The sequence below is a fragment of the Frigoribacterium sp. CFBP 8766 genome, assembly GCF_014841435.1.
Lineage (GTDB): Bacteria > Actinomycetota > Actinomycetes > Actinomycetales > Microbacteriaceae > Frigoribacterium.
The window spans coordinates 15,741-38,345 of record NZ_JACYTX010000009.1; the positions used below are offsets into that span (position 1 = coordinate 15,741).

Below are 22,605 nucleotides of genomic sequence, written 5' to 3' on the forward strand. Positions count from 1 at the left end.
CACCCCGCGCACCCGGAAGGCAGCACCGCATGAAGTTCACCGACGGCTACTGGGAGATCCTGCCCGGCGTCACCGCGCTGTACGCCCAGGAGGCGCACGACGTCTGGGAGCAGGACGGCGGCCTCGTCGCCTACGCCCCGACCAAGCGCATCGCCGGGCGCGGCGACACCCTCAACCGGCCGATGCTCACCGTGTCGCTGTCGTCGCCGGCCGAGGGCGTCATCCGCGTCCGCATCGACCACCACCAGGGCGCGCGCGGCCGCGGCGGGTTCGACCTGCCCGGCGACGACGGCTCGCGGGTCGGCGAAGTCAGCGTCGTCGACGGCGTCGGCACGCTCACCTCGGGGGCGCTCACCGCGACCGTGGGCGAGGGCGCCCCCTGGTCGCTCGAGTTCAGCTCGGGCGGCGAACGGCTGACGGGGTCGGGGCACCGCTCCGTCGGGTACGTGACCGACGCCTCCGGCCGGTCGTTCGTGCACGAGCAGCTCGACCTCGGCGTCGGCGAGCACGTCTACGGGCTGGGGGAGCGCTTCGGGCCGCTCGTCAAGAACGGCCAGACCGTCGAGATCTGGAACGCCGACGGCGGCACCTCGAGCGAGCAGGCCTACAAGAACGTGCCGTTCTACCTGACGAACAAGGGCTACGGCGTACTCGTCGACGACCCCGGCGCGGTCTCGTTCGAGGTCGGCACCGAGTCGGTCGAGCGCGTGCAGTTCTCGGTCGAGGGCGAGTCGCTCGAGTACCTCGTGATCGCCGGGCCGACGGGCAAGGACGTGCTCGAGCGCTACACCGCGCTCGCCGGCCGGCCCGCCCTCGTGCCGGCCTGGAGCTACGGCCTCTGGCTGACCACGAGCTTCACGACCGACTACGACGAGGCGACGGTCACGTCGTTCATCGACGGGTTCGCCGAGCGCGACCTGCCGCTGTCGGCGTTCCACTTCGACTGCTTCTGGATGCGCGAGTTCAGCTGGACCGACTTCGTCTGGGACCCGCGCGCGTTCCCCGACCCCGACGCGATGCTCGCCCGCCTGCACGACAAGGGCCTGCACGTCTGCGTCTGGATCAACCCCTACATCGCGCAGCGCTCGCCGCTCTTCGCCGAGGGCGCCGCGGCAGGCTACCTGGTGACGAAGGCGAACGGCGACGTCTGGCAGTGGGACATGTGGCAGGCCGGCATGGCACTGGTCGACTTCACCAACCCGGAGGCGGTGGCCTGGTACCAGGGCTACCTGCGGCAGCTCACGGCGCAGGGCGTCGACTCGTTCAAGACCGACTTCGGCGAGCGCATCCCGACCGACGTCGTCTGGCACGACGGCAGCCACCCCGAGGCGATGCACAACCTGTACGCGCAGCTGTACAACCAGGCGGTGCACGAGGTGCTCGTCGACGAGCGGGGTGAGCGCGACGCCGTCGTCTTCGCCCGCTCGGCGACCGTCGGCGGCCAGACGATGCCCGTGCACTGGGGCGGCGACAACTCGTCGAGCCACGTGTCGATGGCCGAGACGCTGCGCGGCGGGCTGTCGCTCTCGATGGGCGGCTTCGGGTTCTGGGCGCACGACATGGGCGGCTTCGAGGGGCTGCCCGACGCGGGCGTCTTCAAGCGCTGGCTCGCCTTCGGCCTGCTCTCGTCGCACTCGCGGCTGCACGGGTCGAGCTCGTACCGGGTGCCGTGGCTGTTCGACGACGAGGCCGTCGACGTCACGCGGTCGTTCACGAAGCTCAAGCTCTCACTGATGCCGTACCTGTTCCAGGCGGGCGTCGAGGCGCACGAGAAGGGCATTCCGGTGATGCGCCCGATGGTGCTCGAGTTCGACCGCGACCGCGCCGTCGTGCACGTCGACACGCAGTACATGCTGGGCCCCGACCTGCTCGTCGCGCCGGTGTTCTCGGCCGACGGCACCGTCGAGGTGTACCTGCCGCACGGCCGCTGGACGAACTGGTTCACCGGCGAGGTCGTCGAGGGCGGGTCGTGGCGCACCGAGCGGCACGGCTTCGACACCCTGCCGTTGTACGTGCGCGAGGGCGCGGTCGTCCCGGTCGGCGCCCGCGACGACCGGCCCGACTACGACTACCTCGACGGGCTCACGCTGCACGTGTTCCCCGGTCCCGACGGGGTACGAGAGGTCACCGTCACGGACCAGGCGACGGCCGAGCCGACCGTCTTCCGCGTCGAGAGGCGAGGAGGCGCGGCGGAGGTGACCGGGCCCGAGGGCGCGACCCTGCCTGCTCTGGTGGTGCGCGCCTCCTAGGCCGCCGTCCCGACTGCCGGCCCGGGCTGGCCCTCGACCGGGGGCCAGTCCGGGTACGGGGCGACGCCACCGGTCGGGGTACGGCCGGTCGGACGCCAGCCGAGAGAACCAGCGCGATCATTGTGCTTGTCGTGGATCAGGCGTATATCTCGAGCAACGGGGAACATCAGCACGTCCGACACGTGTGCTCTGGTGCCTCCTCTCCGCAGTCAGGTGCCGCCATGGCCCGCACGACGTCCACCCTCCCTCTCTCGCGGACGGCCGTCGTGCTCGGCGTCGCCGCTGCCCTCACGTTCACGGCCGCGCCGCCGGCCCAGGCCGACACGGTGATCCCGGGCCCGGTGGGGCTCGGCACCGCGGCGACCTACGGCGTGCTCGCGAGCTCGGCGATCACCAACACCGGCGCCAGCGTCGTCGACGGCGACATCGGCGTGAGCGCCGAGGGCGCGATCACCGGGTTCGACCCCGCGACGGGCCCCGGCGTGATCGCCGCGGGAGGCGTCGTGCACGTCAACGACGCCGCCTCGGCCCAGGCGCAGGCGGACCTCACGACCGCCTACGACGTCGCGCGGTCCCTGACCCCCCAGGAGTCCGGCATCACCGAGCTGGCCGGTCGGTCGCTGACCCCCGGCGTCTACTCGGGCGGCGAGGTCGCGCTGTCGGCCAACGGCGCCCTGACCTTCGCCGGCACGGCCGAGTCGGTCTGGGTCATCCAGGCGTCGAGCTCCCTCACCATCGGCTCGGCGACGACGATGATCCTGCCCCCGGGCGCGAGCGCCTGCAACGTCTTCTGGCAGGTCGGCAGCTCGGCCACCATCGGCACGGGATCGCAGTTCCGGGGCACCGTCCTCGCGCAGACCTCCGTCAGCGTGAACGACGGCACGACCGTGATCGGCCGTCTCCTCGCCCGCACCGGCGCCGTGACCTTGATCAACGACGCGATCACCGTGCCGGAGGACTGCGCGGCCGGCGACGTGACGAGCAACCCGACCATCACCTCCGGAGCGCCCACCACGGCCACGGCGGGCAGGCCCTACACGTTCCCCGTGACGGCCAGCGGCGCGCCCTCGCCGACCTTCACGGTGACGGCGGGCACCCTGCCTGCCGGGCTGAGCCTCGACTCCGGCACCGGCGTCATCTCGGGCACGCCCACGACGCCCGGCTCGACGACCGTGACGATCACCGCGTCGAACGGCGACGCGCCCGACGACAGCGAGACGTACGTGATCACCGTCGACGCAGCGGCGGTCGTGCCGCCGGTCGTCGTGCCGCCCGTCACGACGCCGCCCGTCACCACGCCGCCCGTGACGCCCGTCGTCCCGGTCACGCCCGTCGCCGACCGCACCCGCGGCCAGCTCTCCGCCGGGCGCCTCGCGAACACCGGCGCCGAGAGCACGGTGCCCGCACTGCTCGCCGGGCTCGCGCTGGTGTCGGGCGTCGCGCTCGTCGTGACGGCCGCCACGCGTCGCCGCCGCGGCGCGCACGTCGCTCGCTGAGGCGACCTGGCTGACCGGCTTCGGCCGGGGCGGAGCCGCAGGTGTGCTTGCATGGGCGCCTGCGCTCGTCCTCCGCACGACACGGACGCTCGCGGCCCGATCGAGAGGTCCCCATGACCGACGAGACGACCGAGGGCGACAACGGCGTCCTCGCCGCCATCCACGCGATGCAGGACGCCGAGGCCCTCTTCCGGGCGCGGCTCCGCAAGAAGCTGGGGATCGGGGCGAGCGAGCTCGCCGCCGTCCAGTTCCTCGCGCGGCTCGAGCTGCGCGGTGCCGACGCCCGCCCCGTCGACGTCGCCGCCCACCTCGGCATCTCGACGAGCGCGATGTCGCCCGTCGTCGTGCGGCTCGAGGGACGGGGCTACCTGGTCCGCCGGCCCGACCCGGCCGACGGCCGGGGGATCCGGCTCGCGCTGACGCCCGCGGTGCACGCCGCCGTGCTCGCGGCCGCAGGCGGCGACAGGCTCGGGGCCCTCGCGGAGGTCGCCGGCCTCGGCGACGTCGAGTCGCGCCGACTGGTCGTCCTGCTGGCCGGGATCACGTCGGGCTACGACGACGGCGCCGCGCCCGACGTGCTGCTGCCCGCGAGCTGACCGGGCCGGCCGGGCCGTCCCGCGGTCGCCGCGCGCGCCTCCCTCGCGGGGCCTCTGGCCGTCCCGTCTCGTTCCGAGCATCCCGTCGCACCACGACGAGACGGGATGCTCGGGACGAGACGGGACACGGGTGCGGCTGATCAGGCCCGTGCTCGGGGGTGGTGACGCGGGGTCGTCGGTGCGAGAGGATGGAGCCGCTTCATCCGTGCCTGCACCTCCGTGCCCGCGCATCTGTGACGAACCGGCTCGCCGGGACGTCCTGACAGAGGCGGGCCCGTCTCACCAGCGATGGGCGCAGGCCGGGAACGGACCAGGAGAACCACTCATGACCAGCACCGAGACCGTCGGATCCACCGGGACGACCGGCACCGCCAGCACCAGCGCCGCCGACGCCAGCGACCTGGAGGCCCGTCTCCCCGGGCACATGGAGGACTCCGCCGCCGTCGAGCCCGAGGCGGAGCCGCACTTCGAGAAGGTCCAGTTCGCGACCGACGACCTCGAGGAGGCGCGCAGCAGCCTCGAGAGCGTGCTCGACGGCCGCCAGTTCCGGGCACGCCTCGCGGGGGAGCCGTTCGTCTCGCGTTTCGCCTCCGCGGGCGACTCCCGCCTCAGCCTGCAGACCGGCACCTTCACCGCGCACCTCCAGGGCGTCATCCCCTGGTCACGCGACTACGTGATGTCGTGGTTCCGCTCGGGCTCGGTGACCGTCGACTACCCGGTCGGGCAGCTGACGAGCGAGGGCTCGCGGCCGTTCCTCACGCCGAGCGAGACCTCGTTCGCGTTCTCGATGACGCCGCACCGGCACGGCATCGTCCACGTCGACGCGGCGTTCCTCGAGGCGGTCGCCAGCGAGCGCCACGCGGGGCCGCCGCAGCGGATCGTCTTCGACTACGCCGCCGTGCCGACCGACGAGGCGCTCGCCGCGTGGCGGACGACCCTCGGCGAGGTCACCCCGCTGATCGTCGGCGAGGAGACGCCCGCGCTGGCCCGGCACGCCGCCCAGCAGGCGCTCGTCCGGGGCATGCTCGACCTGTTCCCCTGGCGGGCGATCGACGTGCCCGACGCCCTGCGGACCGAGCGCACCCGCCGCCTCCGCCAGGCCGCGGAGTACGTGCACGCCTACGCCGACCAGGCCATCACCTCCGCCGACATCGCGACCGCGGCGGGCATGCACACCCGCACCCTGCAGCTGCTGATGAGCGAGCACCTCGGCTCGAGCCCCACCAACTACGTGCGGCACGTGCGCCTGGACCGGGCCCGGCAGGACCTGCTCTCGTCCGAGCCCGGCTCGGTGCTCGTGTCCGACGTCGCCCGCAAGTGGGGCTTCGGCAACCTCGGCCGCTTCTCGGCGTCGTACTCCGCGCGGTTCGGCGAGTACCCGCGCGACACGCTGGCGCGCTGAGCGCGCTGACCGGGGCGGTCTCGGACGCGCCCTCGGTGCCCGGCCCGCGCCTCCTGCGGTGCCGGCCGGCGCCTGCCGGACCGTGCTCGCGCCTCCTGCGGTGCCCGGCCCGCGCCTCCTGGGTGCGGTGGTTCACAGCGAGCTCGGGGTGCTCTCGCGGGGGCCGGGCGTACGGTCCGCGACATGAGCACCGACGACAAGTCCGACGAGACCATGACCAGCCCGATGATGGACGGCGCCGAGGAGGCGACGGCCGAGGAGAAGACGGACGGCCTGTCCGAGCAGGCCGACGCCGACCACCGCGACGGAGGCGGCACCGGCAGCCGCGAGGGCGACGTGCGCGAGCGCGCCGCCCAGCACGACGCGCAGTCGGACGTCTAGCCCGCGAGGTCGCTCGGCCGTGGCCGCGGCCGCGGGCACGTCACCCCGAGCTACACCCCCGATCCCGCACGACACCTCGCGTTCAGGGGGTGTAGCGCCGGTTCGGGGGTGTAGCTCGTCGTCGGCTGCGGCGGGCGCGGGCGTGCTCAGGCGCCGGCGGGCACCGGCGCGCGGAACCAGTCGAGCAGGGCACGCACGGCGGGGTCGAGGTCGACCCGACTGCGTTGGTCGTCGAGTGCCGCACCGGTGACGTCGGCGTAGCCCGGGATCGCCTCGGCGAGCTCGTCGGTCGCCGGCCGGTAGCCCATCGACCAGTCCGCGAAGCGCCGCTCCTCGATCGGCTCGCTCAGCAGCACGGCCAGGTCGGTGTGCCTCGGGTCGGCGGCGATCACGTCGTAGCGGGCCTGCACCGCGGCGTCGGGACCCTCGAGCACCTGGACGAAGCGCCCCTGCTTGTGCATGAGGAACCCCGAGAGCCCCAGCCGGCGGTTGTTCGCACGGCTGTTCATGAGCAGGGTGGCGAGGTCGCCGTCGTCGAAGGGGGTGCGGGCGGCACTGGTGTACACGATCGAGAGCATGGGGGCCTTCCGAGGGGGTCACTCGAGCTTGCCTGCTCCGCAGCGTGCCGTCACGCCCCAGAGCGGGGGCTGCGCCCGGCCCTCAGCACCCGCCCGCACCCTCGGGATCCGCGTACGCCCCCGGGGCGCGCGCGATGGGCGCCCGCGGGTGATGCGGGTGCGGACGACCCGATGCAGGGGCGCCGCTAGTTCGACGCGACCTCGGAGGCGGAAACGTCGTCGGCTGCGGTTTCGCGGCGACGCGTCCGGCGACGGCCCCGTAGCAGGATGAGCAGGTACGCGAGGGTGCTGGCGAGGCAGAGGGTGACTCCGGTCCAGACGACGTGCGCCGCGAGGCCGTCGAAGACTGCCCCGAACAGGAACGACAGGCCGATCGCGAAGGAGGTGAGCAGCAGCGAGAGGACCGGCTCGAGCCACGCCGGGCCGAGCAGTGCGGCTCGTGAGATGTCGCGTCCCTCGACGGCACGGCTCCGGGCGTCGTCCAGCCGGTCGCGGATCGTGAGGCCGATGACGGGGCCCCAGAAGCAGACGACCGCGGGCTGGCCCACCTGCGACACGGCGATCACGACGATCGAGGACACTGCCCCGGCGACGTACCACCGCGGGAACACGCGGCTGATCGGGACGGCGCGTCCGGGGCCGTCGGTCACGCCGAGCTCGCAGTCGTGGGCATGCCGCCACGTTAGCCGCGCCGTTGCTGCTGCGCGCCGCCACGTCGAGCTGGGCGCCTTTCGAACCCGCGCAGCCGTCGAGCCGCGCGCGCCCGTCGAACCGCGCACACCCCTCGAACCCGCGCGCGCCCTGCGGCGCGCACGGGGGTGTGCGCGGGATCGGCGGGTGTCGACGCAGAAGGACGCGGCACCAGGGGCTGGCGGCTGGCGGCCGGCCGCCGGGCTCGCGCCGCGGGTGCCGCCCGCCGGCCACGCGCCCTCAGCGCGCGAGCGTGTCGCGCGGGTACTCGCCGACGTGGTCGGCGTAGCTGGCGGAGAAGCGGCCGAGGTTGCCGAAGCCCCAGCGGCGTGCCACGGCGGCGACCGTCGTCTCGTGCGGCGAGGCGGCGAGCAGGTCGGCCCGCACGCGATCGAGTCGGACCTGGCGCAGGTAGGCCGACGGCGACGTGCCGAGGTGCTCGCTCATCGCGAGCTGCAGGCTGCGGGTGTGCAGGCCGACGGCAGCCGCGACGTCGGAGGGGCTGATCGCCTCGGCCGCGTGCGCGTGCAGGTACTCGAGGGCGTGCCGCACGCGGACGGTGCCGGGCGTACGGAGCGAGCGGGGGACGTCGACGACCTGCCAGCGCCAGGTGCGGAGCACGGCCCGCGCCGTGCTCAGCTGCGCCTCGAGCCGGAGGAGGGGAGGGACGACCTCGCCGACGACGGCCTCGGTGGCCCCCGCCATCGTCGTCCGCCAGTCGGCGATCGCCTCCGCGCCGGGCGCGCTCGACGTGTCGAAGGCGACGCGCTGGGCCGGCCCGCCGTGCAGCTCGGTCGCGGTCTGCTCGAGGAACGCGGTGCCGAGCCGGACCAGGTGGCTCTGCCGCGGCCGGAACTCGAACTGGAACGAGTCCTCGGCGGGGATGAGGAACGGCGTCGACCCCTCGGTGCGGTACGCCTCCGACCCGCGACGGACCGTCGCCGACCCGCTGCGGAACCACATGACGAAGTGGGTGTCGGGGAAGGGGATCTCGCCCTCCATGTGCCCGCTGAAGTGCGACGTCTGCAGGCTGACCCGCTCGTCGCCCGCCGTGACGTAGCGGTACGAGAAGGGCGCGCTGGAGGGGCGTGCGTCGAACCGGCGCCCGCCGTGGTGGTCGGCGCGGCTGCGCAGCACCTCGTGCAGGTCGGTGCCCTGCTCGACGGCACGGCTGTACGCCGGCACGTCGAGGCGCACGGACTCGTCCGACATCGGGGATCGTCTCGTCTCTGCAGGGGTCTGGGCAGGAAGAGCTGCATCGTGCCACACGCCGCCGACATCCGACCTGAGGGCGGATCAGTCGCCGTGCGAGAGCGCCCCTGACACGTCGCGCAGCGCGTCGATCTGCCGCTGCACGGTCGCCTGCTTGGCCTCGATCGCGCGCATCGCGTCGGCCCCGGCGACGAAGCGGGCAGGCAGCTCGGGGCCGTCCGACAACCGGACCATCGCCTCCGCCAGCTTCGCGGGGTCGCCTCCCTGCGTGCCGTTCATGCCCTTCCAGGCCTCGATCGTGCTGGCCGTGCCCTCGGCGTAGTCCTCGACGTGCAGCTCGGGCCAGGTGGTCGACGAGCCCTCGACGAGCAGCTCGGTGCGGAAGAAGCCGGGCTCGACGGCCATCACCGAGATGCCGAAGCGGGCGACCTCGGCGGCCAGCGAGTCGGACCAGCCCTCGAGCGCGAACTTCGACGCGGCGTAGGCCGAGGTGAACTCGGCGCCGACGAAGCCGGCGGTCGACGTGACGGTGATCACCTGGCCAGAACGCTTCTCGCGCATCACCGGCAGCACGGCGCGGGTCACTGCGAGGGGGCCGAAGAAGTTCGTCTCCATCTGCGAGCGGAACTGGTCGGCGCTCAGCGTCTCGAAGTACCCCGCGAAGAAGTTCCCGGCGTTGTTGACGAGCACGTCGACGCGTCCGAACCGGTCGACGGCCTGGGCCACCGCGCGGTCGGACGCGGCCGGGTCGGTGACGTCGAGGGCGACGACGAGGAGGCGGTCGTGGGCTCCCACCGCCGACTCGACGGCCGCGACGTCGCGGCCGGTCGCGACCACCGAGTGGCCGGCGGCGAGGGCCGAGCGGACGATGTCGGTGCCGAGCCCGCGGCTCGCTCCGGTGACGAACCAGACGTGGCTGTCGGTCATGAGGGTGCTCCTTCGTGTGGTGCGGGCGTGCCTGAGGCGCGCGAGCGCGCCTCCGTGTCGACGAGGGCGAGCGAGACGTCCCACAGGCGGTCGGCCTGGGCAGGGTCGAGCGCCCAGGCGCGGACGCCGTGCAGCCCGTCGACGATCTCGTCGACCACCTCGGCCTCGTGGCAGTCCTCGTAGTAGCGGCCCCGCACCTCCGCCAGCTCTGGCGCGGTGGCGAGCAGCACGGAGGTGGCCGCGCCCTGCTCGGGCGTCTTGACCGCGTCGGCCGCCGCGACCTTGGTGGCGGCGAGCACGTCCGGGTCCCAGTGCTTCTGCAGGCCCGTCCAGATGCCGCCGGGCATGCACGAGTTCGCGACGATGCCGTCGTCGGCCCAGCGGGCGCTCGCCCCGACGGCGAAGAGCGCGTTGGCCGTCTTCGACTGCGCGTAGGCGAGGCCCGGCTCGTAGCGCCGACGCCGGAAGAACAGGTCGTCGAACACGACGGGCGACCCGCCGTTGCCGCTCGACGAGACGGAGACGACGCGGGCACCGCCAGCCGCGGCCAGGGCGCCGTGCAGGCCGAGCGCGAGCGCGAAGTGGCCGAGGTGGTTCGTCGCGAACTGGAGCTCCCACCCCGCGGCCGTGTACGTCTCGGGGGAGTCCATGACGCCGGCGTTGGCGACGAGGATGTCGAGCGGCCCGGTCCACGCTGCGGCGACGCCCCCGACGGAGGCCGGCCGGTCGAGGTGCAGCTCGACCACGTCGGGCGCGGGCCCGCCCGTCGTGCGCGCGATGTCGTCGGCCACCGCACGCCCCGCGGCCACGTCGCGCACGGCCAGCGTCACCCGGGCGCCGGCCCCGGCCAGGGCGCGGGCCGTCTCGACCCCGATCCCCGAGGAGGCGCCCGTCACGAGGGCCGTCCGCCCGCCCAGGTCGACGCCCTCGAGGGTCTCGGCCGCCGTCGTCGTCGCCCCGAAGGTGCTGATGTCGCGTGTCGTCACGTGGTCCCTCTCGCTCGATGCCGCGACCCTACGCCGGGCCGCTGACACCGTGTCCCGTGGCGGTCCGCCGCCGCCTCCTCCGCCCGCCGCCTCGCTTCGTCGGTGCGCGCCCGCCTGAGGCATGCTGAACGAGCGCGGGGAGTCGCTCTCCGCGCACCGACGGAAGGATTCCCCGTGCACATCGACCTCACCGGCAAGACCGCCCTCGTGACCGGCTCGACCCAGGGCATCGGCCGCGCGATCGCGCTCGGCCTGGCCAGGGCAGGCGCGACGGTCGCCGTGAACGGGCGCACCGCCTCCCGCGTGGACGAGGCGATGGCGAGCCTCCTGGGTGACGCGCCCGGCGCCTCCTTCGTCGCGGCCCCTGGCGACGTCTCGACCGACGAGGGCGCGCAGCAGGTGCTCGCCGCCGTGCCGCAGGTCGACGTGCTGACGAACAACCTCGGCATCTTCGGATCGGCCGACCCGCTCTCGATCGACGACGACGAGTGGCGCCGCTACTTCGAGGTCAACGTGCTGTCGGCGGTCCGGCTGATCCGCTCCTACCTGCCGGGCATGACCGAGCGCGGCTGGGGCCGGGTGCAGAACATCGCCAGCGACTCGGCCGTCGTCATCCCGGCGGAGATGATCCACTACGGCATGTCGAAGACCTCGCTGCTGGCGGTGTCGCGCGGCTTCGCCAAGGCCGCCGCGGGCACCGGCGTCACCGTCAACTCCGTCATCGCGGGTCCGACCCACACCGCCGGCGTCGAGGACTTCGTCTACGAGCTCGTCTCGCGCGACCTGCCCTGGGAGGAGGCGCAGCGCGAGTTCATGAAGGAGCACCGGCCGCAGTCGCTCCTCCAGCGCCTGATCGAGCCCGAGGAGATCGCGTCGATGGTCGTCTACCTGTCGTCGACCTTCGCGTCGGCGACGACCGGGGGCGCCGTCAGGGTCGACGGCGGGTACGTGGACTCGATCCTGCCCTGACCCGGCGCGCCGTCAGGCGGCGGACGCGGCGGCGCGGCGCGCCCGGCGGTCGGCCTCGAGGCCGTCGAGGAGGCGGGTGTCCAGCGAGTGGGCGAGCGCGACCTCGGCGACCACCGCCTCCTTGTCGGCGTCGGTCCACGGGGCGGCGTCGAGCTGCTCGCGGTAGGTGGCGCGGAAGCACGCCGGGTCGGCGACCTCGGCGAAGACGTAGAAGCCCACGCCGTTGACGTCGAAGCCGTAGTGCTTCTGCAGCAGCGTGCTGATGAAGCGCCCGCACGACAGGTCGCCGAGGTAGCGCGTGTAGTGGTGGGCGATGAACGCCCCGGCCGAGGTCGCGGCCACGGTCTCGAGCCGCTCGACGTACTCGCGCGTCGCGGGCAACGCCGTGACGCGGTCGCGCCAGGCGTCGCCGAGCAGGAACTCGAGGTCGGACTCGAGGGCGGGCAGCCGGCTCATGCCGGCCGTCACGAACGGCGCCGCGACCGGGTGCCCGGACATGGACCCGGAGGCGCCCTCGAGCGCCCGGTACACGAACCAGTACTGCGCCACGAGCTGGGCGTAGTCGTCGACGTCGCAGGTGCCGCGCAGCAGGTCGGTCATGAAGTCGGCGCCGCTGCTGGTGCCGTGCCGGCTGGTCGTCCGGGCCCGCAGCAGCTCCGAGAAGGGGACGACGTCGTGGGCCACGGGTGACTCCGATGCTCGGATCGGGCGGTCGGTCGACCACCCGTCCTTGAACCGTACTTAGGTCACCCTTACCGCGCAACCCCCGCGCCTCCGAGCTCGCCGAGAGCCGTCGGTGAGGAGGCCGTGCCGCGAGGGCCGGGGGCATGCTGGGCCGATGGACGACGACGAGAAGAAGGGCATCCGCGACGACTTCCACGACGCGGTGAACATGACCCCGCACGAGCTCGAGCAGTGGCTCGAGACCGACGAGGCGAAGGAGGTGGGACAGAAGTCCTCCGACGGCGCCGAGTCGGTGGGGCACGACAGCGGACGCCGGATCGTGACGATCCTCCGTACGAAGGTGGCCGACCTGGGCGACGACGACTACGCCCACATGAAGAAGGTCACGGGCTACGTGCACCGGCACTCCGCGCAGGGTCCGGAGGGCGACGCGCACGACTCGAAGTGGCGCTTCTCGCTGATGAACTGGGGCAACGACCCGGAGAAGGCGACGAAGGCGAAGAAGTAGCGGCGACAGCAGCAGCGCCCCGCCGCGCACGGCGACGGCCCCGCCCCTCCGCGAGGGAGGAACGGGGCCGTCGTCGTCTGCGGGCCGAGGCCCGGCCGTGCGGACTACGCCTTCACGTCGCCGCGCCAGGACCCGTCGGCCTGGCCCTTCGACTCGATGTACTGCTTGAAGTTGGCGAGGTCCTTCTTGATGGCCCGGCCGTCGGAGCCGATGGCCGCGCCGAGCTTCTCGAGGATGCCCTCGGTGGTCCAGTCGATCTGCACGGTGACGCGCGTCTCGGTGTCGCTCAGCTTGTGGAACGTGACGACGCCGGCGTGGTCGACCTCGCCGCCGGTGCTCGTCCAGGCGACGCGCTCGTCGGGGTGCTGCTCGGTGATCTCCGCCTCGAAGGTCTTCTCGACCGGTCCGACCTTGACCTTCCACACCGTGAGGGTGGGGGTCGTCTGCGTGATCGACTCGACCTCGTCGAGGAACTTCGGGAACTCCTCGAACTGGGTCCACTGGTCGTACGCGGTGCGGACGGGGACCTCGACGTCGATCGTCTCGATGGCCTGTGCCATGGTGTTCTCCTCTTGTCGTGATGTCGTGGGGCGGGCGAGCCCCGGGGGCCGACCCCGGAGGGGCCGGCACTGGTGGGCGACCTCGTCCGAGGCCGTGCCCGCCGACGTGAACGGTAGGAGGCGCGGGCCGGCCCCGTCCACGTGCAGGGGCGATGGTCAGGTGCCGGGTGACGTGGCGTCCCCCGGCACCCGCTGCGGGCCGGCAGCGTACTCGCCCGGCCGGCCCGCGCCTCCTCGGGGCCCGCCTAGCGCGGCGTGACCGCCGTGCTGCGGAACGACGCCGGGATCGCGAGCGTGCGGACCCCGACGTTGCCCGGGGTCGTGTCGCAGCCCGTGTCGGTGTGCGACACGGTGGTCTGCGGCCCGCCCGACGACGCCTGGGCCGTCACCGTGATCGTGCAGCCGACCATCTCGACGGTGAGGTGCTGCCACTGGCCCTGCGGCACCGTGGCAGCGAGGGGGGTGCGGGCGAACTGCCGCCAGGTGCCTCCGACGTGCTTGCCGACGATCAGCGACGTGCTCGAGATGCCGCCGTAGTAGCCGTCGAGCTGGTCGGTGCCCGTGCCCGGGTCCCGCACCCGGACGTTGAAGCCCGCGTCGAGGTAGGTCGCCGACTGGGCGTCGAAGCGCACCTCGCCGGTCAGCGAGAGGTCCCCCCAGCTCTGCGACGTGTCGACCGACTTGTCGCCCTTGCCCGACTGCCTGTTCGAGTAGGTCTCCGTCGTCGCGTCGGCGGCCCAGCTGCCTCCGTAGGTCGTGAACGAGGGCGCGCTGCCGGTCTTCCACGGGGCGTTCCATGTGGCGGGAGGAGGCGACACGGCGAGCGATCCCTCGGTCACCGTCACGAAGCGCCAGGCCCCCGTCGCCTCGAACGTGCGCAGCCCGACCATGCCCTTCTGGTGCACCGTGCCGCAGCCCGAGTCGAAGTGGCGGAACGCGGTGACGGCGCCGGGACCGGTCGCCCCGACGGTGCTCTGCGAGACCGTGACGTTGCACCCTCGCACCTGCACGACGAGGTGGTACCAGGTGTTGTACGCGATGCCGCCCGGCACGTCGACGGTGCGGAGGAACTCGTACGACCCCTTCGTCATGCGCCCGAGCTCGAGCTTGCCCGTCGAGCTGACGTAGGCCCAGTACCCGTTGTGCTCGTCGAGCCCCGCCGACGGCGAGCTCACCCGCGCCAGCAGGCCGACCTGCTTGCCGCTGTCGAGCTTGACGTCGGCCTGCACGGTGTAGTTCGTCCAGTCGGCGCTGCCGGTGACGGCCTTGGGGGCGGCGCCTGCCTGGTCGTTCCCGCAGGTCTCGTAGTACATGCCGAAGTCGTTCGGCGTCATCGTCTGCCAGCAGCCGCCGTAGGTGGTCCAGTCCGAGGCGCCGCCCGCGAAGCTCGACCGGTACGGCAGGGCGTTCGTGGTGCGCGCGAACGACGAGGCCGTCGTCGCGGTGTTCCCCGTGTCGCGCACCGCGGCCGTCCAGGCGCCGGAGGTGGGGCTGGCGGTGCAGAGCCCGGCCACGAGGGCGGCGAGCAGCAGGACGACGACGAGGAGGCGCCGGCCCGTGACCGGACCGCGCACGACCCGGCCCCTCACGAGGCGCCCGATCGTCGGCCGACGGTCTGCGGGGCGAGCCCGACGACGAGGCACCAGAGCAGCGGGAGGCAGCAGACAAGCCCGAACACGAGCCAGCCGAGGGGCGGCAGGTGCGGCGCGATCGAGACGAGGACCCCGCCGCCGGCGGGGGCGTCGGCCGAGAGCGCGGGCAGGTCGAGGGTGCCCAGCTCGCCCGACGCGAGCACGACCGCCGAGCCGTGCTCGGTCGCGAGCCGCGACGGCAGCATGCCCGTCGAGGCGACGGTCGCCGTGCCGCCGAGCCCGTCGTCGGAGGCGGTGGTCCAGAGCACCGTCGCGGCGGTGAAGGGGCGGAGGACGGCCGAGACCGCCGCGACGACGACGGTCGACCCGACGACCCGCAGGGCGGAGCGGTGCGTCCGCGAGGGCACGAGGAGGGTGACCGCCCGCAGGGCGACGCCGCCGGCGACGAGCCACGGCAGGGCCCGGGCGAGCCAGCCGACGCCGGGCAGCAGCACCGAGGCGCGGCCCACGAGGTCGGCGTCGGTCAGCCGCCACGGGTCGTCGGCCTGGCTCGCGTCGCCGCGGGTCGCGACGCCTGTCGAGCTGACGTCGACGACCCGGTGGGTGAACGTCGTGCCGGTGCGTCCGGGCGGGGTGAAGGTGACGACGTCGCCCGCCCGGAGCTCGTCGACCGTGACGGGCGTCGTCACCACGAGCGTGCCGACGGGCGCGGCCGTGCCCATCGAGGCGGTGCGCACGACGAACGTGCGGGCGCCGGCCAGGTGCAGCACGGCCAGCGCGACGAGCAGGCCGAGGGCCAGGGCGACGCCGACGGCGAGCAGCACGTCACGTCGGCGGGCCGGGCGCCGGGCCGACGACGGCGTCGCGGCCGTGGTCGGCTCGGACGCGGTCGTCGACCGGCTCAGGCGGTGAAGGTCCACTTGAGCGGCACCGTGGCCGTGAGGCCCTGGTAGTCGTTGCCGGCGGCACCGTCGAGCGTGACGGCGAAGACGAAGTCCGCCTTCTGACCGGCGGGGACCACGGGCAGCGTGAAGGGCGTCGTACGGGCGCCGAGATCCGCGAGCGTGCCCGTGAACACCGTCGTGGTGCCCTGGGTGAGCACGAGCGAGACCTTGCTGCAGATGTCGGTGGCCGTGCCGCTCGTGTCCCCGGTCTTGCCCGCCACGCAGGCGCCGGTGCTCGCGAGGGTGAAGGTGCTCGCCTCCAGGGTGCCGTCGTTGAAGACGCTGACGTTCACGTTGCGCGCCGTGCCCGGCCTGAGCGTGCCGCCGCCGAACTTGTTGTTCGACGTGCAGGTGGCGGAGTTGCCGCCGGTCGACGCCGAGGCCTTGTCGGCGCCGTTGCTGTAGCAGGTGGCGCCGGGCGTGCCGACCTCCCGCATGAGGAGCGTGCCCGTGGTGGCGGTGTTGTTCGCGTTCGCGATGCTCGCGGTGAACGCGGAGAGCGTCCCCGACATCGTCAGGGCCATCAGCACGGCGGCGACGAGGCCGGTGACGACGGCGAGGGGTGTGGTGCGGAGGCGCGCGCGGGCGCGGTGGGACGAGGAGGCCATGTGATCGGTCTTTCGGTCGGGTCGGTCGGTCACGGTCGCGACCGGCGCGGTCGTGACGAGCCGATTCCCAGCGGCGCCGCACGACGGTGACGACTGATCCCCCACCGGTCGATGCAACGCTATCGATGTCCACAGAAATGAGGACTCCCCAGTTCGGGGCGGCCGTCCTCGTCTCACGATCGCGTGCCGGTGCCGTGGGCCTCCGGCGGCAATCGGGTCTCGGGCGGCTAGAGGAGGCCGAGCACCGTGAGCAGGCCCGCCGTGGCCGTCGCGCCCGCCGCGAGGGCCGAGCCGACGATGACGAGCAGCGTCACCCGCCGCTCACGGTCGCCGACGGGCCGGACGGAGGAGGAGCGGTGCGGTTCGGGGTACGTCACGGGGGCTCCCTCCGGTCAGGCCCGGATCGTCCCGGGCGCGCCCAGCATGGACCTGTCGTGGCGTCCGCGCACCCACCCCGTCCGGGGCGCTTCGCTCAGCGGCCAGCGGACGGTCGGGAGGACGGGCGGTCGACGGACGGCCGGAGACCGTCCGGCGAGCCGCCCCGGGTGGTCAGGGGGCGGCGGGTCCTCCGACGCCGCCCAGGTCGACGGCCGTGCCGCCGAGGCCTTTGCCGTTGCCGGTCCCGACCCCGGCGCCGTTGCCGGTGCCGTTGTTCGCCCCCGGTCCACTGTTGCCGTTGCCGTTGCCGTTGCCGTTGCCGTTGTTCCCGCTGTTGCCCGGCGCGGTCGGCTGGCTCGGCTGGCTGGGTGCAGGCTCCTCGACCGGGGTGCTGGGCTCGGGCGCGGGGGCCTCCGAGCTCGTCTCGTCGGTCGGCTCGGCCGTCGACGGCTCGGGTGCCGGCTCCTCGTCCTCGGTGGAGGGCGAGGGCGTGTCGGCAGGCTCGGTCTCGGTCTCGGCCGGAGTCGTCTCGGACGGAGCAGGCGAGTCGCTGGTCGCCGGGGCGACGGGCTCGTCGTCGCCCTGGGTGACGGCGAAGCCGATCAGGGCGGCGGCGCCGAGGGCGAGCGCGACGAGGCCGGCGATCACCGCACCGCGACGGCTGCGTCGCTCGGGCGCGGCCGCGGAGCCGTCGGGGCTCGTTCCCGTGCCGGCACCAGCGGCGGCGCCGGCACCGGACCCCGCGGGGCGTCCCGTGCCGCCGTCCACGGCGCCGAAGCGCTCGGTGGCGGCGTCGGCGGCGCCCGACCCTGCGAGGGCGCCCGCGGCACCGGCTCCGAGGCCGGCGGCTCCGAGCCCGGCTGCCGCACCCGCCGGCAGGCGCCTCGTCGCGGCGTCCCCGTCCGCGCTCGGCATCAGTGCCGTGGCGGCGCCGGTCCGGGCGTCGTCGGCGCGTGACCCTCCCGCGACCAGTGCGTCCGCCCGGGCGTGCACCTCGAGGGCGGTCGGCCGTGCCTCCGCCTCGCGCGCGGTCATCGCGCGCAGCAGCGAGGCCCACTCCGGGCCGAGCGCGTCGGGGACGACGGGGTCACGGTGCAGGCGCCCGGTCAGCGACTCCATCATCGAGCCGGGGAACGCCCGCTCCCCGGTCAGCGCCTCGAGCACCACGAGTCCGAGCGAGTAGACGTCGGAGGCCGGCCCGACCCGCGTTCCCAGGGCCTGCTCGGGGCTGAGGTACGCGGCCGTCCCCAGCACGGCGCCGGTCGCGGTCACGCGCGTCGAGTCGACGAGCGAGGCGATGCCGAAGTCGGCGAGCTTGGGCGACCAGCGGCGACCGGGCACGGGGGAGGGCGCGAGCAGCACGTTGCTCGGCTTGACGTCCCGGTGCACGATGCCGGCCGTCTGCACGACGTGCAGCGCGCCCGCGAGGTCGACCAGCAGCTGCGCCGCGTCGGTGGTGTCGAGCGGGCCCTCGGCCAGGCGCGACGAGAGCGACGGGCCGTCGACGAGCTCCATCGCGAGCCAGCCCGGGCCGCTCGTCGGCGCGACGTCGGCGTCGTACAAGGTGACGAGGGCGTGGTGGCTGAGCGAGGCGAGCACGGCGACCTCGTTCTGGGCCCGCTGGGCGTCGGCCGGGTCGGAGCCCTGCGCGCTGAGCAGCTTGACGGCGATGGTCCGCCCGAGCAGCTGGTCGTCGGCGCGGTGCACCGTCGACATGCCGCCTCGCCCGAGGACGTCGCCGAGGAGGTAGCGGCCGGCGAGGAGGCGCGGTGCGTCCCGGTCGTCCGCGGTCGCGTCGTCGTCCCGGTCGTCCATGACCCCGAGGCTACCCGGCGGGACGGGACAGGTGCCCGACGTCGACGACGGGGCCGGGCCGCAGCCAGACCGGCGAGCGGCGCCTAGCGGGCCGAGACGGGAGCCGTGGTCTGCTGCTGGGCGATGACCGAGCTGAGCTCGTCCAGGAACGCGCTGACCGCCTCCGCCTGCTCGGCGGGCACGCCCATCAGGAATTTCCGCACGTGGGGCGCACTCGTCACCGTGTCGCAGGCGTCGCGCCCGGTCTCGGTGGTCGTCACGATCTTGCGGCGGCCGTCGGCAGGGTCGGGGGTGCAGGTGATCAGCTCGGCGTCCTGGAGGCGGTGCAGCAGGTTCGAGACCGCAGGCGTCGAGAACCCCAGGGTCGCGGCCAGCGTGCTGGGCGTCATCGGCTCGTCGGTCTGCTCCGCTGCCAGCACCAGGGCCAGTGCGTCACGCTCGGTCCGTGGCAGCGCACCCGCCGAGCCACGGCGGTCGAGTCGCTGCTCGGTGATGCGCCAGGCCTCGAGGGCGGCGTGCAGGCGGGCTGCCTGGATCTTGTGCGGCATGCGGGGGTCGTGTCCTCTGAGTGGTCAGGTCGTCGGGGTCAGGAGGGGCAGGAAGAGGCTGTCGTCGCGGTCAGTCGAGGTCGTCGTCGTCGATCGAGGTGTCGAAGTAGGCGACGTGGTCGTCCGGCGCGGAGCCGAGGATGCGGTCGGCGAAGGTCACGAGGCGACAGCCATCTCGCGGTCGTCGCGGGCCGACACGGCCTCGGGGTCGACGAAGAAGCTGGCGTAGCTGACCTCGAGGGGCCGAACGGCGTCGAGGGAGCGGGCGCCGGTCTCGACCGACTCGGCCATCGAGGCCACGACGTCGCGGACGCGGCGGCGACGCGGGTAGGTCTCGATGCGGGCCGCGGGGACCGACCGCTCGCGCACGTAGAAGCTGTCGAGTTCGGTCGCCGTGGGGCGCACGGCAGCGCCCACTCGACCGCTGACGGCGGCGACGAGGCCCTCGTGCGTGAGGCGACGGAGGTCGACGCTCATCGGAGCGCCTCCGAGTCGAAGAGCTCGGCGAGGTCGAGCGGCTGGGTCTCGGCCAGGAGGTGGTGGCCGGCGTCCGTCACGGCTGCGGTCGCGGAGGTCGAGGCGCTCATGCGCCAGCGCCCATCGCGAACAGCATGCCGGCGATCAGCGTGCCGCAGGCGGCGAGGGCCGAGGTCGCGACGACGAAGAGCGTCAGCTGCCGGTCGGCGTCCCGGATCTCGGAGAAGGGGGAGTGGTGCGTGGTGGTCATGTCCTGCTCGTTCCTGCCAGCCCTGCGCTGACCTCGAGGTGCATGTGTTCGTGAGGCCCTGTTCCTCGGCCTCGTACCGCCGTGAATCGGTACGTACGAATGGTTACACAGACTCGCTAGTCACTCTAACTAGATGGGCGAGAGAGTTCGCAGAACGGACATGGCTCGATGACGAGAGACCTCGACGCGCCGTCTACGGGCCCGTCGGAGCGGCCGGCCCCGCCGTCGTGGCCGGCTCGGCAGGCGGCTCGGCGTGGTGCTCCAGGGGCGTCACGCGCACCGTCGCGATCCGGTAGCCCTCCATGCGGACCACCTCCAGCGTGGCGCCGTCGACGGCGAGGGTGTCGCCGACGACCGCCAGTCGTCCGAGAGCGTCGAAGACCCAGCCGCCGACCGTCTCGTACGGGCCGTCGGGCAGCGAGACGCCGGTCTGCTCCTCGAGCTCCTCGACGATCAGGCCGCCCTCGACCTCGCGGCTCTCGCCTGCCTCCAGCGCGCCCTCGCCGCGGTCGCCGGTGTCGTACTCGTCGTAGATCTCGCCGACGAGCTCCTCGAGCAGGTCCTCCAGGGTGACGATGCCGTCGGTGCCGCCGTACTCGTCGATGACCACCGCGATCTGGTGGCCGTCGTCGCGCATCGTGCTCAGCGCCGCCAGCACCTTGGTCGTGCCGGGCAGGGCGAGGATCGGCCGGGTGATGTCGGCGACGGTCGTCGCCTGGTCGCCGCCCGCCGCGGGCACCGACGCCATCAGGTCTCGCACGTGCACGAAGCCGAGCACGTCGTCGCGGCTGACACCGACCACGGGGTAGCGCGAGTGCGGCAGAGCCAGCACGGCGCGGTAGCCGTCGCTGACGGACGAGTCGCCGCCGAGGAACGACACGTCCGGGCGCGGCCTCATCACCTCGGCCACCCGGCGGTCGTCGGCGTCGAGGACGTCGGCGAGGATGCTGCGGCTGTCGCGGTCGATCTCGCTCGTGTTCGAGATGATGTCGCGGACCTCGTCGGCCGAGACCTCGTCCTCCTTCTGGTCGGGGTCGAGCCCGAGGAGGCGCCCCACGGCGTTGGTGGACACCGACAGCAGCCAGATGACCGGCCGCATCAGCCGGGCGAGGGCGTTGAGCGGCGGTGCGAGCGCCTTCGTGAACGCGACGGACTTCTGCATCGCGAGCCGCTTCGGCACCAGCTCGCCGAACACGAGGGAGAGGTACGCGACCACGAGCGTCATGCCGATCAGCGCGACGGTCGACGCCACGCTCTCGCTCAGCCCGAGGGTCGTCAGCCCCGGCACGAGGTCGGGCGCGATCGTCGAGGCGCCGTAGGCCGACGAGAAGAAGCCGGCGAGCGTGACGCCGATCTGCACGGCCGAGAGGAACGTGTTCGGGTTGCGGACGAGCTGGCCGATCTTGCGGCCGCGGTCGCCGCTGGCCTCGATCGCCCTGACCTGGCTGTCGCGCAGGGTGACGATCGCCATCTCGGTGCCCGCGAACACCCCGCCGATCAGCACGAAGAGAACGACGAGGCCGATGTTGAGCAGGGTGTCCGTGTCCATGCGGGAAGTCTGGCGACGCAGGCCGGGAGATCACCTCGAACGTGCGCGAGGTGCACGCTCTGCACGTCGCGGGGCGCGCCTCCTCGGCTCGGCCTGGTGTCGGGTCGTGCGTTGACCGCGAGGGGCGCGTCAGGCCCGGTCGTGCAGGGTCACGTGGTAGCCGTCGGGGTCGGCGAAGGTGAAGGTGCGGCCGAACGGGCCGTCGATCGGCTCGGCGACGACGGTCACGCCGGCCTCGACGAGGGCGTCGTGGATCGCCTGCACGTCGGTGGCGTGCAGCCAGAGCGCGACGCCGAGGCCGGGCTGGGCGACGGCGTCGAGGTCGGTGCCGGGCAGGAGGCCCCGCAGGGCGAAGGCGATCGGCGTCGTCGTGAAGACGACGGCGTGCGGCGGGCCGGCGGGCGAGCGGACGAGTCCGAGGTGGGTCTCGTAGAACGCCCGGGAGGCGTCGAGGTCGCGGACCTGGAGGGAGACGAAGTCGGGGCCGGTGACGGGCATTGGTGCTCCTGTGCTGATCGAGGTGAGGTGGCGGTATCGCTTGTGTCAGTCTGCTGACACACGTGAACCTATGTCAGAATGCTGACATGAGTCAAGGCATCGACCTCGAGACGTCGCTGGGCTACCTCCTCAAGAAGGCGTCGAGCGCCCTGCGGGCGGCGATGGAGGAGGTGCTCCGGCCGCTCGGCATGACGGTCACGCATTACTCGTGCCTCGAGCTGCTCGCGCAGCGACCGGGGCTGTCGAACTCCGAGCTCGCCCGCGGGGCCTTCGTGACCCGGCAGTCGATGAACGTCCTGCTCCAGGCGCTCGAGCGCGACGGGTCGGTGACCCGGCCCGCGGAGGCACCGGTCGGCAAGGCGCTGCCCGCCCGCCTGACTCCCGCGGGGCGGCGACGCCTCGCGGCGGCGACCGCGGCGGTGCGCGGCGTCGAGCTGCGGATGCTCTCGGGGATGAGCGAGGCCGACCGGCCCGAGGCTCGCCGCCTGCTGCGCAGCATGGTGGTCGCGCTGCAGGCCGACCCTGGCTGACGACCGGCTGACGACCGGCTGTCTCGGCGTCGAGGCACCGGGTTGAGAGCGATCGCTAAGGGTAGGCTAACCTCAGTCCTCGTGACCCCGACCGACACGGCCCTCGTGCCGCCCGCCTCCTCGGCCCCGTCCGCCGAAGCGTCGGCGGACGTCTTGCCGGCCACGGTCGGGCGACCCG

At 73.5% G+C, this 22,605-nt stretch carries 25 protein-coding genes; 8 read left to right on the top strand and 17 right to left on the bottom strand.

All coding sequences use genetic code 11. The annotated features are described in order from the left end of the window. The first annotated feature begins 29 nt into the window (after positions 1-29). The 5 genes from yicI to IFT90_RS16105 all read left to right on the top strand — a co-directional run bounded on the left by yicI (position 30) and on the right by IFT90_RS16105 (position 6,124). Positions 30-2,249 carry an alpha-xylosidase gene (yicI, locus tag IFT90_RS16085; protein ID WP_192043228.1) on the top strand — a complete coding sequence of 740 codons (2,220 nt, stop codon included), beginning with the start codon at positions 30-32 and terminating at the stop codon, positions 2,247-2,249. A gap of 221 nt (positions 2,250-2,470) precedes the next feature. Next, complete coding sequence (locus IFT90_RS16090; protein WP_192043229.1) at positions 2,471-3,745, top strand: ice-binding family protein; 1,275 nt, start codon at positions 2,471-2,473, stop codon at positions 3,743-3,745. 113 nt (positions 3,746-3,858) lie between these two features. Next, the gene (locus tag IFT90_RS16095; protein ID WP_192043230.1) at positions 3,859-4,341 is read left to right on the top strand and encodes a MarR family winged helix-turn-helix transcriptional regulator; all 483 of its coding nucleotides are present in this window, start codon (positions 3,859-3,861) and stop codon (positions 4,339-4,341) included. 325 nt (positions 4,342-4,666) lie between these two features. Continuing rightward, positions 4,667-5,743, top strand: a complete 1,077-nt coding sequence (locus IFT90_RS16100) for a helix-turn-helix domain-containing protein (RefSeq protein WP_192043231.1) — start codon at positions 4,667-4,669, stop codon at positions 5,741-5,743. Between the two features lie 183 nt (positions 5,744-5,926). Continuing rightward, positions 5,927-6,124, top strand: coding sequence for a hypothetical protein (locus IFT90_RS16105; protein WP_123546943.1), 198 nt, complete (start codon positions 5,927-5,929; stop codon positions 6,122-6,124). A 146-nt stretch (positions 6,125-6,270) separates the two neighbouring features. Here IFT90_RS16105 and IFT90_RS16110 read toward each other — a convergent pair whose 3' ends face one another. From IFT90_RS16110 to IFT90_RS16130, 5 genes are all read right to left on the bottom strand, one after another. Then, positions 6,271-6,690, bottom strand: coding sequence for a BLUF domain-containing protein (locus IFT90_RS16110; RefSeq protein ID WP_192170550.1), 420 nt, complete (start codon positions 6,688-6,690; stop codon positions 6,271-6,273). Positions 6,691-6,887: 197 nt separating this feature from the next. Next, entirely contained in the window at positions 6,888-7,352 is a 465-nt protein-coding gene (locus IFT90_RS16115; RefSeq protein ID WP_192043233.1) for a hypothetical protein, read from the bottom strand. A 280-nt stretch (positions 7,353-7,632) separates the two neighbouring features. Then, on the bottom strand, positions 7,633-8,604 hold the full coding sequence (locus IFT90_RS16120) for a helix-turn-helix domain-containing protein (RefSeq protein WP_192043234.1): 972 nt from the start codon (positions 8,602-8,604) through the stop codon (positions 7,633-7,635). 84 nt (positions 8,605-8,688) lie between these two features. Beyond that, positions 8,689-9,531: an SDR family oxidoreductase gene (locus IFT90_RS16125; RefSeq protein ID WP_192043235.1), complete on the bottom strand. Its 843-nt coding sequence runs from the start codon at positions 9,529-9,531 to the stop codon at positions 8,689-8,691. Then, complete coding sequence (locus IFT90_RS16130) at positions 9,528-10,517, bottom strand: SDR family NAD(P)-dependent oxidoreductase (RefSeq protein WP_192043236.1); 990 nt, start codon at positions 10,515-10,517, stop codon at positions 9,528-9,530. Before IFT90_RS16130 ends, IFT90_RS16125 begins: the two co-directional genes overlap by 4 nt. 174 nt (positions 10,518-10,691) lie before the next feature. Here IFT90_RS16130 and IFT90_RS16135 point away from each other — a divergent pair, with 174 nt between their 5' ends. Continuing rightward, the gene (locus IFT90_RS16135) at positions 10,692-11,486 is read left to right on the top strand and encodes an SDR family oxidoreductase (protein WP_192043237.1); all 795 of its coding nucleotides are present in this window, start codon (positions 10,692-10,694) and stop codon (positions 11,484-11,486) included. A gap of 12 nt (positions 11,487-11,498) precedes the next feature. On the opposite strand, the gene IFT90_RS16140 is transcribed toward IFT90_RS16135, so the two are convergent. Beyond that, a complete protein-coding gene (locus tag IFT90_RS16140; RefSeq protein WP_192043238.1) occupies positions 11,499-12,170 on the bottom strand; it encodes a biliverdin-producing heme oxygenase in 672 nt (223 codons plus the stop codon). Between the two features lie 154 nt (positions 12,171-12,324). Here IFT90_RS16140 and IFT90_RS16145 point away from each other — a divergent pair, with 154 nt between their 5' ends. Next, a complete protein-coding gene (locus IFT90_RS16145; RefSeq protein ID WP_192043239.1) occupies positions 12,325-12,678 on the top strand; it encodes a DUF3140 domain-containing protein in 354 nt (117 codons plus the stop codon). A gap of 104 nt (positions 12,679-12,782) precedes the next feature. Here the strand turns inward: IFT90_RS16145 and IFT90_RS16150 are convergent, their stop codons facing one another. The 11 genes from IFT90_RS16150 to IFT90_RS16200 form a co-directional block, all read right to left on the bottom strand. Continuing rightward, entirely contained in the window at positions 12,783-13,238 is a 456-nt protein-coding gene (locus tag IFT90_RS16150; RefSeq protein WP_192043240.1) for an SRPBCC family protein, read from the bottom strand. 245 nt (positions 13,239-13,483) lie between these two features. Then, entirely contained in the window at positions 13,484-14,812 is a 1,329-nt protein-coding gene (locus IFT90_RS16155) for a family 16 glycoside hydrolase (protein ID WP_192043241.1), read from the bottom strand. 11 nt (positions 14,813-14,823) lie between these two features. Continuing rightward, on the bottom strand, positions 14,824-15,750 hold the full coding sequence (locus IFT90_RS16160; protein WP_192043242.1) for a signal peptidase I: 927 nt from the start codon (positions 15,748-15,750) through the stop codon (positions 14,824-14,826). Then, positions 15,732-16,382 carry a hypothetical protein gene (locus IFT90_RS16165; RefSeq protein WP_192043243.1) on the bottom strand — a complete coding sequence of 217 codons (651 nt, stop codon included), beginning with the start codon at positions 16,380-16,382 and terminating at the stop codon, positions 15,732-15,734. Before IFT90_RS16165 ends, IFT90_RS16160 begins: the two co-directional genes overlap by 19 nt. Before the next feature lie 227 nt (positions 16,383-16,609). After that, the gene (locus IFT90_RS16170) at positions 16,610-16,759 is read right to left on the bottom strand and encodes a hypothetical protein (protein ID WP_192043244.1); all 150 of its coding nucleotides are present in this window, start codon (positions 16,757-16,759) and stop codon (positions 16,610-16,612) included. A 172-nt stretch (positions 16,760-16,931) separates the two neighbouring features. Then, positions 16,932-18,575, bottom strand: a complete 1,644-nt coding sequence (locus IFT90_RS16175; RefSeq protein WP_192043245.1) for a serine/threonine-protein kinase — start codon at positions 18,573-18,575, stop codon at positions 16,932-16,934. A gap of 83 nt (positions 18,576-18,658) precedes the next feature. Then, complete coding sequence (locus IFT90_RS16180; protein ID WP_192043246.1) at positions 18,659-19,123, bottom strand: MarR family winged helix-turn-helix transcriptional regulator; 465 nt, start codon at positions 19,121-19,123, stop codon at positions 18,659-18,661. A gap of 156 nt (positions 19,124-19,279) precedes the next feature. After that, positions 19,280-19,600, bottom strand: a complete 321-nt coding sequence (locus IFT90_RS16185; RefSeq protein WP_192043247.1) for a hypothetical protein — start codon at positions 19,598-19,600, stop codon at positions 19,280-19,282. 106 nt (positions 19,601-19,706) lie between these two features. Continuing rightward, the gene (locus IFT90_RS16190) at positions 19,707-19,850 is read right to left on the bottom strand and encodes a hypothetical protein (protein WP_158614632.1); all 144 of its coding nucleotides are present in this window, start codon (positions 19,848-19,850) and stop codon (positions 19,707-19,709) included. A 193-nt stretch (positions 19,851-20,043) separates the two neighbouring features. After that, positions 20,044-21,399, bottom strand: a complete 1,356-nt coding sequence (locus IFT90_RS16195) for a hemolysin family protein (protein WP_192043248.1) — start codon at positions 21,397-21,399, stop codon at positions 20,044-20,046. A gap of 129 nt (positions 21,400-21,528) precedes the next feature. Next, positions 21,529-21,897, bottom strand: a complete 369-nt coding sequence (locus IFT90_RS16200) for a VOC family protein (protein ID WP_192043249.1) — start codon at positions 21,895-21,897, stop codon at positions 21,529-21,531. A gap of 86 nt (positions 21,898-21,983) precedes the next feature. Here IFT90_RS16200 and IFT90_RS16205 point away from each other — a divergent pair, with 86 nt between their 5' ends. Beyond that, complete coding sequence (locus IFT90_RS16205; protein ID WP_192043250.1) at positions 21,984-22,427, top strand: MarR family winged helix-turn-helix transcriptional regulator; 444 nt, start codon at positions 21,984-21,986, stop codon at positions 22,425-22,427. The last annotated feature ends 178 nt before the right edge of the window (positions 22,428-22,605 follow it).